Raw genomic sequence first — 12,733 nt, 5'->3', positions numbered from 1 at the left:
AACACCCCCCAGCGTACCGGGCGGCTCACCCCCGGCTCTCCTCCCTCACGGCCCGGTGATCACGGCCCGACAGTGGCGGGTCTCACATCCGTTCGGTGGCACGTCCCGGGACGCTCTTCTTAAAGTGGGGCAATGCGCACTGGTGAGCCCCTGCCCGCCGTGGGTGAGGTTCTCGCCGCCCTCGCGACCGGAGTCTGGCACTGGGACACGTCCACCGGCCTGGTCACGGTCGATGCCGAGGCGGCCCGGCTGCTCGGCCTGCCCGCCGAGGGGACCGTCCTCACCGAGGCCCAGACGCGCGCCCGCCTCCACCCGGTCGACTGGAACGAGATCACCGGCGTCGTACAGCTCGCGGTCGCCGAGGGCACCCTGGCCGAGGTCCGCATCCGGATCATGGACGAGCGGGGCCGCATCATCCGCGTCGTGCGCAGCCGCTCCAAGCCCTCCTTCGACCCCGTGAAGAAGGCGTACGAGCTGATCGGCACCCTTCAGCAGGTCACCGAGCCGGCCCCCGGCACGTCCGCCGGGCGCACCGCCGTCACCGGCGACTGGCGGCGCTCGCGGGAGGCGTTCCTGCTGGACGCGGGCCGCGCGCTGGCCGAGGCCCGCTCCACGGAGGAGGTGCTGCGGGTCGCGGCCGGGCTGTCGATGCCGGGCTTCAGCCCGGACGGCCTCGCCGTCTTCGGGGTGGAGGGCGACCGGCTGACGATCATCGGCCACCACGGCCAGCAGCCGGGCGACGAGATGCCGTTCCTGCACATGCCGCTGGAGACCGACTACCCGGCGGCCGAAGTGGTCCGCACCGGCCGCGCGGTGTACCTGTCCACCGTCGAGCAGTACAAGCAGCGCTATCCGCTCACCTGGCCGCTCGCCCAGCAGTTCGGCCGCCGCTCCTGGGCCTTCCTGCCGCTGACGGTCGCGGGGCGCACGATGGGCGCCTGGATGGCGGCCTTCGCCTACCCGGTGGCGTTCACGCCCGACGAGCGCTCGGTGCTGACCACCGTGGCCCGCATGCTGGCGCAGGCCCTGTCCCGCGCGGGCGCCGCCGAGACCCAGCGCGAGCTGACGGACGGCCTCCAGCGCACCATGCTGCCCCGCCTGGGCCCAGAGATACCCGGCATGACGCTCGCCGCCCGCTACATCCCCACCGGCGGCGGTCTCCAGGTCGGCGGCGACTGGTACGACATGATCCCGCTGCCCGGCGGCTCGCCCTCCGGCGGAGGACGGTTCGCGCTGGTCATCGGCGACGTCCAGGGCCATGACGTACGGGCCGCCGGGCTCATGGGCCAGCTACGGATAGCGCTGCGCGCGTACGCCGCCGAAGGCCACCGCCCCGACGCGGTCCTCTCCCGCGCCTCCCGCTTCTTCGCCGCGATCGCCCCCAGCGACGACGACCCCTCCGACCTGCGCTTCGCGACCTGCCTCTACGTCGAGGTCGACCCCGCCACCGGGGTCCTGGAGGCCGCCCGGGCGGGCCACCTCGACCCGGCGATCCGGCTGGCCGACGGCACGGTCATCCTGCGCAACACGGCCGGCGGGCCCCCGCTCGGCGTGGACCCCGACTCCGACTACCCCACCACCCGGCTGCTGCTGGAGCCGGGCGAGGCGATGATGCTGTGCACCGACGGCCTCCTGGAGACCGGCGGGCACGACCTCGACACCGGCTGGCAGCGGGTCCGCCGCATCCTGGAGGAGCACGACGCCGGCCTGGAGGACCTGGCCGACGCCCTGGTGCAGGCGGTGCACGGCCCCTCCTCCCACCACACCACGGGCCGGCTGACCGACCGCCGCGAGGACGACATCGCGCTGCTCCTGCTGTGCCGGCACGGCGCCGGCTCCCTCGGCCCGGCCGCCCCCGCCCGGCCCCGCACGCGCCGCACGATGCTGACGGTCGCGCAGGCCGAGCCCGAGCGGATCGCCGTCGCCCGGCAGCAGCTCCGCGAGCTGCTGCACGACTGGGCCTCGGCCGACCAGGTCGACTCGGCGGTCCTGCTGGTCTCCGAGATGCTGACCAACGTCCTCGTCCACACCGACGCCGACGCGCTGCTGGTCGCCGAGGTGTCGAGCGGTCCGGCCGGGCGGCGGATGCGGGTCGAGGTCAGCGACACCAGCGACGACCTGCCCCACAAGCGCCGCCCCGGCGAGATGGCGTCCTCGGGCCGCGGCCTGCTGCTCATCGAACTCCTCGCCGACACCTGGGGGGTGGCCCCGCGCGGCGAGGGCAAGAGCATCTGGTTCGAGCTGTGCGAGGACGGGACGGGGCAGGACCCGGCGGCCGCGACCCCCTAGCCGGTGTCCCCGGGGGAGGGCTGCCCCGGCGCCTGCGCGCCGTAGCGCTCCCGGAGTTCGTTGACCACGCCGAAGGCCGCTGCCGTGAGGGGGACGGCGAGGAGCATGCCGACGATGCCGGCGACGGACGCACCGGCCGTGATGGCGAGCAGGACGACCGCCGGGTGCATCTGCACGGTCCGGCTCTGGATGGCCGGCTGCAGGACGTGCCCCTCGAGGACCTGCACGGCCAGCACGACGCCGAGCGCCCACAGCCCGGTGACGAAGCCCCGGTCGGCGAACGCCACCAGCACGGCGACCGTGCCGGAGATGAAGGCGCCGAGGTAGGGGATGTAGGCGCCGACGAAGACCAGCGCGGCCAGCCCCGCGGCGCCGGGCACGTCGAGGACGAGCAGGCCGACGCCGATGCACAGGGCGTCGATCAGCGCGATGAGCGTCGTCCCGCGCATGAAGCCCTCGACCGCGCGGAACGCCCGCCGGGCCATCGCCTCCAGCAGGTCGGCGGTGCCGTTCGGGGCGAGCGAGCGCAGCGCTCCGACCGCGCGGTCGGAGTCGCGCAGGAAGAAGAAGACGAGCAGCAGCGCCAGCACGGCCATCGCGAGGGTCTCCCCGACCACGCTCACCCCGCTGACGACGCCCGACGCGGCCGTCCCGCCGAACTTGCCCAGCAGCTCGCGCCCGTGGGACGTCAGGTCGTCCAGGGAGGTGTCCGCCGTCCCGAAGTGCCGCGGGAGCGAGCGCGCCGCGTCCTGCAGCGAGGCGACGATCTGGTCCCCGGTGTCGACGAGCGCGGCCACCACGATGTACACGGCACCGCCCACCACGGCGACGACGGCGGCACAGGTGAGCCCCGCGGACAGCGACCGCGGCACCCGCAATCGCATCAGCCGCCGGTGCAGCGGCCGCAGCAGCGCGGTGCCCAGCAGCGCCAGCAGCACGGGCGTGACGGCCGTACGGAACTCCACGCACAGCCGGATGCCGACCCACCCGACGCCGCACACCAACAGCACGACGACGCACCACGCGGCGAGCCGGCGGACGGACGGGGGAAGCAGCAGCACACCCCCACCGCACCACGCCGGGGCCCGGCTGTCCCGCCGGACGTGCCACGAGGGTGACGCGACGTCAGATCGGACGCCGCGTCACCCTCGCGGGGACGACCGGGGACGACGGGGAGGCTCAGGCCTCCGGGCCGCTCTCCGTCATGCCGTGCACGGCCGGGACCGTGCCCAGGCGGCCCTTCTGGAAGTCCTCGAACGCCTGCATCAGCTCGTCCTTGGTGTTCATCACGAACGGGCCGTAGTGGACCATCGGCTCCCGGATCGGCCGGCCGCCCAGCAGGACGACCTCCAGGTCCGGGGTGTGGGAGTCCTGCTTGTCGTCCGCGCGGACCGTCAGCGAGCCGCCGGCGCCGAAGACGGCGGTCTGGCCGAGGTGGACCGGCCGCCGCTCGGCACCCACCGAGCCGCGGCCCGCGAGGACGTACGCCAGGCCGTTGAAGTCCTCGCGCCACGGCAGGGTGATCTCCGCACCCGGGGCGAGGGTCGCGTGGATCATCGTGATCGGGGTGTGCGTGATGCCGGGCCCGGCGTGGCCGTCCAGCTCACCGGCGATGACGCGCAGCAGCGCGCCGCCGTCGGGGGAGGTGAGGAGCTGGACCTGGCCGCCGCGGATGTCCTGGTAGCGGGGCGCCATCATCTTGTCCCGGGCGGGGAGGTTCACCCACAACTGCAGGCCGTGGAAGAGGCCGCCCGACATCACCAGCGACTCCGGCGGGGCCTCGATGTGCAGCAGGCCCGAGCCGGCGGTCATCCACTGGGTGTCGCCGTTGGTGATGGTGCCGCCACCGCCCTGGGAGTCCTGGTGGTCGAAGATCCCGTCGATGATGTAGGTGACGGTCTCGAAGCCGCGGTGCGGGTGCCAGGGGGTGCCCTTGGGCTCGCCCGGCGCGTACTCCACCTCACCCATCTGGTCCATCATGATGAACGGGTCGAGGTGGCGGTAGTGGATCCCCGCGAACGCCCGGCGCACCGGGAAGCCCTCGCCCTCGAAACCGCTCGGCGCGGTCGTGACGCCGAGCACCGGACGCGCCACGGCATCGGCCGGTGCGGTCACACGGGGCAGCGTCAACGGGTTCTCGACGGTCACTGCAGGCATGTCGGTACCTCCTTGGTACGCCCAGTTTAGTTGAGCGTTGAACTTTCTGCCACCCCAGAACAGCGGAAGCCCGGAGGGCATTCCCTCCGGGCTCCCCGGGCACGAGGGCGCTGGTCGCGCCGTTGCGCAGCGCCCTATCCGTACATGCGGCGCATCGCGAAGTCGACCATCTGCTCGACCGCCTTGGCGTCGAAGACCATGCGGTGCTCGCCCTCCATGTCCAGGACGAACCCGTAGCCGGTGGGCAGCAGGTCGATCACCTCGGCGCCGGTGATGACGAAGTACTTCGACTCCTTGCCCGCGTAGCGGCGCAGCTCCTTCAGGGAGCTGAACATCGGGATCACCGGCTGCTGGGTGTTGTGCAGCGCCAGGAAGCCGGGGGTGTCACCGCGCGGGCAGTACACCTTCGACGTGGCGAAGATCTGCTGGAAGTCCTCGGCGGACATCTGCCCGGTCGTGAACGCGCGCACGGCGTCCGCGAGCGAGGGCGGGGACGGCTCGGGATACAGGGGTGGCTGCTGGCCGTACCCCCCGACACCGCCCGCCATGGGCTGCTGCGGCGGGGCGTACTGCTGCTGCGCGGCGCCGCCGTCCATGGGCTGGCCGTATCCGTACATGGGCGCAAGCGTAGCGGTGTGCCCGGTCACAGATGCGGGGATGGGGTTGCGGCTTATTACCGACGGGTAGCATCATCGGAGCTACTTGTTGGTATGTAAACGTGCGCGAGGATTCCAGTGCCTCGCCGATCTCTCTACGGAGCCGGGAGCCTTCGCCATGGGGCACTACAAGTCGAATCTCCGCGACATCGAGTTCAACCTCTTCGAAGTACTCGGCCGCGACAAGGTCTACGGCACCGGTCCGTTCGAGGAGATGGACGTCGAGACCGCCAAGAGCGTCCTGGAGGAGCTGACCCGCCTCTCGGAGAACGAGCTGGCCGAGTCCTTCGCCGACGCCGACCGCAACCCGCCCGTCTTCGACCCGGAGACCAACACCGCACCGGTCCCCGCGTCCTTCAAGAAGAGCTACCAGGCCTTCATGGACTCGGAGTACTGGCGCCTGGGCCTGCCCGAGGAGATCGGCGGCACCACCTCGCCCCGCTCCCTGATCTGGGCCTACGCCGAGCTGATCCTGGGCGCCAACCCGGCCGTGTGGATGTACTCCTCCGGCCCCGCGTTCGCCGGCATCCTCTTCGAGGAGGGCAACGAGGTCCAGAAGCACATCGCCTCGATCGCCGTCGAGAAGCAGTGGGGCTCCACGATGGTCCTCACCGAGCCGGACGCCGGCTCGGACGTCGGCGCCGGCCGCACCAAGGCCGTGCAGCAGGAGGACGGCTCCTGGCACATCGAGGGCGTGAAGCGCTTCATCACCTCCGGTGAGCACGACATGTCGGAGAACATCCTCCACTACGTCCTCGCCCGCCCCGAGGGCGCCGGCCCCGGCACCAAGGGCCTGTCCCTCTTCCTCGTCCCGAAGTACCTCTTCGACTTCGAGACCGGCGAGCTGGGCGAGCGCAACGGCGTCTACGCCACCAACGTCGAGCACAAGATGGGCCTGAAGGCCTCCAACACGTGCGAGATGACGTTCGGCGACAAGCACCCCGCCAAGGGCTGGCTGATCGGCGACAAGCACGACGGCATCCGCCAGATGTTCCGCATCATCGAGTTCGCCCGCATGATGGTCGGCACGAAGGCGATCTCCACGCTCTCCACCGGCTACCTCAACGCGCTCGAGTACGCCAAGGAGCGCGTCCAGGGCCCGGACCTGGCCAACTTCATGGACAAGACCGCGCCCAAGGTCACCATCACCCACCACCCGGACGTCCGCCGCTCGCTGATGACGCAGAAGGCGTACGCCGAGGGCATGCGCGCCCTGGTGATGTACACGGCCTCGATCCAGGACGCCATCCAGCTCAAGGAGGCCGCCGGCGAGGACGCCTCCACCGAGCACGCCCTGAACGACCTGCTCCTGCCCGTCGTCAAGGGCTACGGCTCCGAGAAGGCGTACGAGCAGCTCGCCCAGTCGCTGCAGACCTTCGGCGGCTCCGGCTTCCTGCAGGAGTACCCGATCGAGCAGTACATCCGGGACGCCAAGATCGACACCCTCTACGAGGGCACCACCGCGATCCAGGGCCAGGACTTCTTCTTCCGGAAGATCGTCCGCAACCAGGGCGCCGCGCTCAACTCCCTCGCCGAGGACATCAAGTCGTTCCTGGCGCTCGGCACCGGCGGCGAGGAGCTGGCCGAGTCCCGCGAGCACCTGGCCAAGGCGGCCGTCGAGCTGGAGGCCATCGTCGGCCTGATGCTGACCGACCTCGCGGCCACCGAGCAGGACGTCAAGAACATCTACAAGGTGGGCCTGAACACCACCCGCCTGCTGCTGGCCTCCGGCGACGTCATCGTCGGCTACCTGCTGCTCAAGGGCGCCGCGATCGCCGCCGAGAAGCTGCAGACCGCCTCCGCCAAGGACCAGGCGTTCTACACCGGCAAGATCGCCGCGGCGAAGTTCTTCGCGGCCACCGTCCTGCCCGGCGTCACCCTGGCCCGCAAGGTGGCCTCCGGCGTCGACCTGGACCTCATGGAGCTCGACGAGGCCGCGTTCTAGGTCCCACCGGACCTCTGAGGACGCAAGGGACACACCCTTCTCTCACCTCCACACCGTCCTCACGAGGGCCCGCTCCCGGTAAGGGGGAGCGGGCCCTCGTCCGTCGTTAAGGTGAATGCCATGAGCCAATCCCCCCGCTTCGACCGCGGCCACACCGACGACCTGATGTCCTTCCTCGCGGCCGCCCCGTCGCCGTACCACGCCGTGGCGACCGCCGCGGAGCGGCTGGAGAAGGCCGGGTTCCGGCACCTGGCCGAGACCGACGCCTGGGACGGCACGAGCGGCGGGAAGTACGTGCTGCGCGGCGGCGCGATCGTGGCCTGGTACGTGCCCGAGGGCGCCGACCCGCACACCCCGTTCCGGATCGTCGGCGCGCACACCGACTCCCCCAACCTGCGCGTCAAGCCGCTCCCCGACTCCGGCGCGCACGGCTGGCGCCAGGTGGCCGTGGAGATCTACGGCGGCCCGCTGATGAACTCCTGGCTGGACCGGGACCTGGGACTGGCGGGCCGGCTCACCCTCCGCGACGGTTCCAGCCGCCTGGTCAACGTCGACCGGCCGCTGCTGCGCGTGCCACAGCTCGCGATCCACCTCGACCGCGCGGTCGCCTCCGAGGGCCTCAAGCTGGACAAGCAGCGCCACCTCCAGCCGGTGTGGGGTCTCGGCCACGACGTGCGCGACGGCGACCTGATCGCCTTCCTGGAGGAGGAGAACGGCCTCGAACGCGGCTCCGTCACCGGCTGGGACCTGATGACGCACCCCGTCGAACGCCCCGCCTACCTCGGCCGCGACGAGGAGTTCGTCGCCGGCCCGCGCATGGACAACCTGCTGTCCGTGCACGCCGGTACGGCGGCGCTGGCCGCGGTGGCCGGCGGCCCGGGCGCGGCGGACCTGCGGTACATCCCGGTCCTCGCGGCCTTCGACCACGAGGAGAACGGCTCCCAGTCGGACACCGGCGCCGACGGGCCGCTGCTGGGCGGCGTGCTGGAGCGTTCGGTGTTCGCGCGCGGCGGCTCCTACGAGGACCGGGCGCGCGCCTTCGCCGGCACCGTCTGCCTGTCCTCGGACACCGGCCACGCCGTGCACCCCAACTACGCGGAGCGGCACGACCCGACGCACCACCCGCGGGTCAACGGCGGACCGATCCTCAAGGTCAACGTCAACAACCGTTACGCCACGGACGGTTCGGGCCGGGCCGTGTTCGCCGCGGCCTGCGAGAAGGCGGACGTGCCCTTCCAGTCGTTCGTGTCCAACAACTCCATGCCCTGCGGCACCACCATCGGCCCCATCACCGCGGCCCGCCACGGCATCCGCACCGTCGACATCGGCGTGGCGATCCTCTCCATGCACAGCGCCCGCGAGTTGTGCGGCGACCGCGACCCGTACCTGCTGGCCAACGCCCTGGCGGCGTTCCTGGAGGGCTAGCCGCCCGGCCCGGAACGCCCTTGCGCCGCATGGGGGTTGACAACGGGGGTACCCGACTGTCCGGACCGGAAGGACCGGACCGGACAGGGAGGCGACACTCATGGGCCTCGGCGGGTGCATCATCCTCATCGCCGTGGGAGCCATTCTCACGTTCGCGACCGACTGGCACATGCAGGGGGTCAACCTCGACCTGGTCGGCGTCATCCTGATGATCGTCGGCCTGATCGGGGTGACGACCTTCAGCAGCATCGCGCGCCGCAGGCGCGTCATGGTGCCCCCCACGACGACGACCGTCGTCGAGGAGGAGCGCCACCACCACCACGGCCCCGGCGGCTACAGCGACGGCTACGGCGTCTGACCCGCGGTCGGCCCGACCGCACGGGACCGCGCCTCAGTCCGTTCCGTCCATCCCCGCCAGGACCAGCGGCAGCCGGTCCGCCCCGCCCTCGGTGAGGCGGACCGGAACCCCCCAGTCCTGCTGGTGGACACGGCAGGCCGGGTACGGGTTGTCCGGGTCGTCGTCGCAGCTCGCGGCCATGGCCGAGACGTGCAGGACGCCCTCCGGCACGGCCGGGTTCAGCTCCAGGTAGCGCGCCAGGTCGCTGCCCGCGCCCTCGCCCTTCAGCAGCAGCTCCGGCGGCGTGGCGGACACCAGCAGCCGCGTCGAGGGGCCGTACCGGGTGTCCGGCTTCTGGCCCGCCGGCGCCTGGAAGACCACCTCCAGCGCGAGCGGGCCCGGCGCGACCTCCGTCGCCGCCCGCTGCGTGCGGTGCGCGACGGCCTCCACCCGCACCGCCTCCTCCGGCAGGCGCAGCCGCGTCAGCCGGTGCCGGGCCGACTCCACCACCACGATGTCGCCGCCCACCAGCACCGCGTCACTGGGCTCCCGCAGGTCCGTGGCGAGCGTGCTCACCTCACCCGTCGCCGGGTCGTAGCGGCGCAGCGCGTGGTTGTACGTGTCGCTCACCGCGACCGAGCCGTCCGGCAGCACCGTGACCCCCAGCGGATGCTGGAACAGGGCCTGGCCCGCCGGGCCGTCCCGGTGCCCGAAGTCGAACAGACCGGTGCCCACGGCCGTGTGGACGATCCCGGCCCGGTCCACCCAGCGCAGCGCCGACGTCTCGGAGTCGGCGAGCCACAGCCGCTCTCCGTCGGCCGACACGGCCAGCCCCGAGGGCTGCGCGAACCACGCCTCGGCGACCGGGCCGTCCACCAGCCCCTCGTTGGTCGTCCCGGCCGCCACCCGCACCGTCCCGTCGGCCGGGTCGTACGCCCAGAGCTGGTGCACCCCGGCCATCGCGATCCACACCCGCCCGTCGAACACCGCCACGTCCCACGGGGAGGACAGGTCGGTCTCCCGGGCCGGCCCGGACACCGGCGAGCCCCGCCACCACTGCCGTCCGGTCCCCGCCAGGGTCGTCACGGCGCCGGAGCCGAGGTCCAGGCGGCGCAGGGCGTGGTTGACGGTGTCGGCGACGACCACGCCGGTGCCGTCGAGCAGGGCCAGCCCCTGCGGCTCGTTGAACGACGCGTCCCCGGGCCCGCCGTCGGCGAACCCGCGCTTCCCGGAGCCGATGCGCCGCAGCACCGTCTCGCCGTCCTCCGCCAGCTCCACGAGCTGGTGCCGGGTGGTGTCGCTGACCAGGAAGGTCCCGCCCGGCAGGACGAGCGCCTTGCCCGGGAAGCGCAGCGCGGTCGGCTCCGGCTCCGGCGCGACGTACGGGCCGTCGCCCCGGCGCAGGGTGCCCTTCGCCCCGTGCTCGGCCTCCAGCTCCGTGACCAGCCGCTCGATGGCGTGCACATGGCCCTCACCCGCGTGCTGGGCGACCACGTACCCCTCGGGGTCGATCACCACCAGCGTGGGCCACGCCCGCACCGCGTACTGCTTCCAGGTGGCGAGCTCCGGGTCGTCCAGCACGGGGTGCGCGACGCCGTACCGCTCGACGGCGTCCACGACGGCCCCGTGCTCCGCCTCGTGCACGAACTTCGGCGAGTGCACCCCGACGACGACCAGCGTGTCCCGGTGCCGCTCCTCCAGCTCGCGCAACTCGTCGACGACGTGCAGGCAGTTGATGCAGCAGAAGGTCCAGAAGTCGAGCACGACCACCCGTCCGCGCAGGTCGGCCAGGCGGTAGGAACGGCCGCCCGTGTTCAGCCAGCCGCCCCTGCCGACCAGCTCGGGGGCGCGCACGCGGACGCGGCGGGGAGCACGGCGGGCGGGTGAGTCGCTCATGGGTCCAGGGTGCCAGGCGGGGCGCGGTATCAGGGCAGGGCGTGGCCCGTCGTCGCGTCCACGTGGGACGGGACCTCGTCGTGGCGGTCGCCGACCGAGAGGGTGCCGGAGGGCTCGAACACCAGGATGTCGGAGGGGACGGGGGCGTACGGCTTGTGCTCGGTGCCGCGGGGCACGGTGAGCAGCGAGCCGCGGGTGAGCACCACCGTGCGCTCCCCGGCCGGCTCGCGCAGGGCGATGTGCAGTTCGCCGTCGAGGACCAGGAAGAACTCGTCGGTGTGGTCGTGGACGTGCCAGACGTGCTCGCCCTCCACGTGGGCGACGCGCACGTCGTAGTCGTTCACGGTGGTGACGATGCGGGGGCTCCACCGCTGGGTGAAGGAGGCGAGGACGGCGTCGAGGGAGAGGGGCTCGGGGGTCCGTTCAGGGGTCCGTTCGGTCGTCATGTCCGTCATCCTCGGGGGTGACGGCGGGACGGGCGAGTGCTAGGAATCGCACATGCCGCAAGGATCCTCGCATCCCGCTCCGGGCCGGCCCCGGCCCGCGCCGCACCGGGTCGCCGTGATCGTCGACGAGGGGACCAACCCCTTCGAAGTGGGCGTCGCCACCGAGCTGTTCGGGCTGCCCCGGCCGGAACTCGGGCTGCCGGGGCCGCTGTACGAGGTGACCCTGTGCACGCCCACGCGCGCGGTGCGCATGAACCACGGCTTCTTCACGCTGACCGGCGCCGCCCCGCTGGACGCCGTGGACGACGCCGACACCCTGGTGGTGCCCGGGCGGCCCGACAACGTCGTACCGCGCCGTGCGGACGTCCTGGACGCCGTCCGGCGCACCCACGCGCGTGGGGCGCGCATCGTCAGCCTGTGCACCGGCAGCTTCGCGCTCGCCGAGGCGGGGCTGCTCGACGGGCGGCGGGCCACGACCCACTGGATGTGGGCCGACACCTTCCGCCGGCTGCACCCCCGGGTGCGGCTGGAGCCCGACGTGCTCTACGTCGACGAGGGGCAGATCCTCACCGCCGCGGGCAGCGCCGCCGCGCTCGACCTCGGGCTGTACGTCCTGCGCCGCGACCACGGCGCGGAGATCGCGGGCGCGGTGTCCCGGCGCCTGGTGTTCGCGGCCCACCGCGACGGCGGGCAGCGGCAGTTCGTGGAACGGCCCCTGCCCGACGTACGGGACGAGTCGCTCGGACCGCTGCTGGCGTGGGCCCAGGTGCGGCTGGCGGAGCCGCTGACGGTGGCCGACCTCGCCACGCGCGCGGCGGTGTCCCCGGCGACGCTGCACCGCCGCTTCCGCGCCCAGCTCGGCACGACCCCGCTGGCGTGGCTCACCGGGGAGCGCGTGGCGCTCGCGTGCCGGCTCATCGAGCGCGGTGAGCGACGCCTGGACGTCGTCGCCGCCCGGTGCGGTCTGGGCACCGCCGCCAACCTGCGCGTCCGGCTGCGGCGCGAGACCGGTCTCAGCCCGTCGGCCTATCGGCGGCGTTTCGGGGCCGGTGCCGGGGAAGCGGTCCTGTCATGAGATTCCTCGTACGCGACCGGCTCCTCAGCATCGGTGACGACTACTGGATCGAGGACGACCGGGGCAACAAGGTGTTCCTCGTCGACGGCAAGGCCATGCGGGTGCGGGACACCTTCGAGCTGAAGGACACCCGCGGGCGCGTGCTCGTCGACATCCACCAGAAGATGTTCGCGCTGCGCGACACCATGGTGATCGAGCGGGAGGGGGAGCCGCTGGCCACCGTGCGCCGCAAACGGCTCTCCCTGCTGCGCAACCACTACCGCGTCACGCTGGTCGACGGCACGGTCCTCGACGTCAGCGGCAAGATCATGGACCGGGAGTTCGCCGTCGAGTACGACGGTGAGCTGCTGGCCGTCATCTCCCGGCGCTGGCTGCACGTGCGCGAGACCTACGGCGTCGACGTGGTCCGCGACGACGCCGACCCGGCGCTGCTGATCGCGGTGACGGTGTGCGTGATCCACCTGGCGGAGAAGGAACGGGAGGACGACTGAGGGACGGTCCCGTCCG

General features: G+C 72.5%; 11 protein-coding genes. 6 read left to right on the top strand and 5 right to left on the bottom strand.

Annotated features, from left to right (window positions below; all coding sequences use genetic code 11):
- Positions 1–132 precede the first annotated feature (132 nt).
- Positions 133–2,289 carry a SpoIIE family protein phosphatase gene (locus E4U92_RS02340; RefSeq protein WP_137298538.1) on the top strand — a complete coding sequence of 719 codons (2,157 nt, stop codon included), beginning with the start codon at positions 133–135 and terminating at the stop codon, positions 2,287–2,289.
- On the opposite strand, the gene E4U92_RS02335 is transcribed toward E4U92_RS02340, so the two are convergent.
- From E4U92_RS02335 to E4U92_RS02325, 3 genes are all read right to left on the bottom strand, one after another.
- Positions 2,286–3,350 (bottom strand): AI-2E family transporter, encoded by a 1,065-nt coding sequence (locus tag E4U92_RS02335; RefSeq protein WP_137298537.1) that lies wholly within the window; start codon positions 3,348–3,350, stop codon positions 2,286–2,288. The genes E4U92_RS02340 and E4U92_RS02335 overlap by 4 nt on opposite strands.
- Before the next feature lie 118 nt (positions 3,351–3,468).
- On the bottom strand, positions 3,469–4,446 hold the full coding sequence (locus tag E4U92_RS02330; protein ID WP_137298536.1) for a pirin family protein: 978 nt from the start codon (positions 4,444–4,446) through the stop codon (positions 3,469–3,471).
- A 134-nt stretch (positions 4,447–4,580) separates the two neighbouring features.
- On the bottom strand, positions 4,581–5,063 hold the full coding sequence (locus E4U92_RS02325; protein ID WP_137298535.1) for an SseB family protein: 483 nt from the start codon (positions 5,061–5,063) through the stop codon (positions 4,581–4,583).
- Positions 5,064–5,220: 157 nt separating this feature from the next.
- Here E4U92_RS02325 and E4U92_RS02320 point away from each other — a divergent pair, with 157 nt between their 5' ends.
- The 3 genes from E4U92_RS02320 (at position 5,221) to E4U92_RS02310 (ending at position 8,830) form a co-directional block, all read left to right on the top strand.
- Positions 5,221–7,047: an acyl-CoA dehydrogenase gene (locus E4U92_RS02320; RefSeq protein ID WP_137298534.1), complete on the top strand. Its 1,827-nt coding sequence runs from the start codon at positions 5,221–5,223 to the stop codon at positions 7,045–7,047.
- A gap of 120 nt (positions 7,048–7,167) precedes the next feature.
- Entirely contained in the window at positions 7,168–8,472 is a 1,305-nt protein-coding gene (locus E4U92_RS02315; protein ID WP_137298533.1) for a M18 family aminopeptidase, read from the top strand.
- A 100-nt stretch (positions 8,473–8,572) separates the two neighbouring features.
- Entirely contained in the window at positions 8,573–8,830 is a 258-nt protein-coding gene (locus E4U92_RS02310; protein WP_067242103.1) for a DUF6458 family protein, read from the top strand.
- Between the two features lie 33 nt (positions 8,831–8,863).
- Here the strand turns inward: E4U92_RS02310 and E4U92_RS02305 are convergent, their stop codons facing one another.
- Together E4U92_RS02305 and E4U92_RS02300 are read right to left on the bottom strand one after the other, a co-directional pair.
- Entirely contained in the window at positions 8,864–10,705 is a 1,842-nt protein-coding gene (locus tag E4U92_RS02305; protein WP_137298532.1) for an NHL domain-containing thioredoxin family protein, read from the bottom strand.
- Positions 10,706–10,734: 29 nt separating this feature from the next.
- The gene (locus E4U92_RS02300) at positions 10,735–11,151 is read right to left on the bottom strand and encodes a cupin domain-containing protein (RefSeq protein ID WP_137298531.1); all 417 of its coding nucleotides are present in this window, start codon (positions 11,149–11,151) and stop codon (positions 10,735–10,737) included.
- 52 nt (positions 11,152–11,203) lie between these two features.
- On the opposite strand from E4U92_RS02300, the gene E4U92_RS02295 reads away from it, so the two are divergent.
- Together E4U92_RS02295 and E4U92_RS02290 are read left to right on the top strand one after the other, a co-directional pair.
- A complete protein-coding gene (locus tag E4U92_RS02295) occupies positions 11,204–12,226 on the top strand; it encodes a GlxA family transcriptional regulator (protein WP_137298530.1) in 1,023 nt (340 codons plus the stop codon).
- Positions 12,223–12,717 carry an LURP-one-related/scramblase family protein gene (locus E4U92_RS02290; RefSeq protein ID WP_137298529.1) on the top strand — a complete coding sequence of 165 codons (495 nt, stop codon included), beginning with the start codon at positions 12,223–12,225 and terminating at the stop codon, positions 12,715–12,717. The genes E4U92_RS02295 and E4U92_RS02290 overlap by 4 nt, the downstream gene beginning before the upstream one ends.
- Positions 12,718–12,733 lie beyond the last annotated feature (16 nt).

The organism is Streptomyces galbus, from assembly GCF_005280195.1.
Taxonomy (GTDB): Bacteria; Actinomycetota; Actinomycetes; order Streptomycetales; family Streptomycetaceae; genus Streptomyces; species Streptomyces galbus.
The sequence above is the reverse complement of the archived record's forward strand: the minus strand, read 5'-3'. Positions and strand labels throughout refer to the sequence as shown.

Excerpts from the sequence above, each read along its gene's own strand:
- E4U92_RS02340 (WP_137298538.1), top strand. The coding sequence starts at position 133 with ATGCGCACTGGTGAGCCCCTGCCCGCCGTGGGTGAGGTTCTCGCCGCC.
- E4U92_RS02330 (WP_137298536.1), bottom strand. The coding sequence starts at position 4,446 with ATGCCTGCAGTGACCGTCGAGAACCCGTTGACGCTGCCCCGTGTGACC.
- E4U92_RS02325 (WP_137298535.1), bottom strand. The coding sequence starts at position 5,063 with ATGTACGGATACGGCCAGCCCATGGACGGCGGCGCCGCGCAGCAGCAG.
- E4U92_RS02320 (WP_137298534.1), top strand. The coding sequence starts at position 5,221 with ATGGGGCACTACAAGTCGAATCTCCGCGACATCGAGTTCAACCTCTTC.
- E4U92_RS02315 (WP_137298533.1), top strand. The coding sequence starts at position 7,168 with ATGAGCCAATCCCCCCGCTTCGACCGCGGCCACACCGACGACCTGATG.
- E4U92_RS02310 (WP_067242103.1), top strand. The coding sequence starts at position 8,573 with ATGGGCCTCGGCGGGTGCATCATCCTCATCGCCGTGGGAGCCATTCTC.
- E4U92_RS02305 (WP_137298532.1), bottom strand. The coding sequence starts at position 10,705 with ATGAGCGACTCACCCGCCCGCCGTGCTCCCCGCCGCGTCCGCGTGCGC.
- E4U92_RS02300 (WP_137298531.1), bottom strand. The coding sequence starts at position 11,151 with ATGACGACCGAACGGACCCCTGAACGGACCCCCGAGCCCCTCTCCCTC.
- E4U92_RS02295 (WP_137298530.1), top strand. The coding sequence starts at position 11,204 with ATGCCGCAAGGATCCTCGCATCCCGCTCCGGGCCGGCCCCGGCCCGCG.
- E4U92_RS02290 (WP_137298529.1), top strand. The coding sequence starts at position 12,223 with ATGAGATTCCTCGTACGCGACCGGCTCCTCAGCATCGGTGACGACTAC.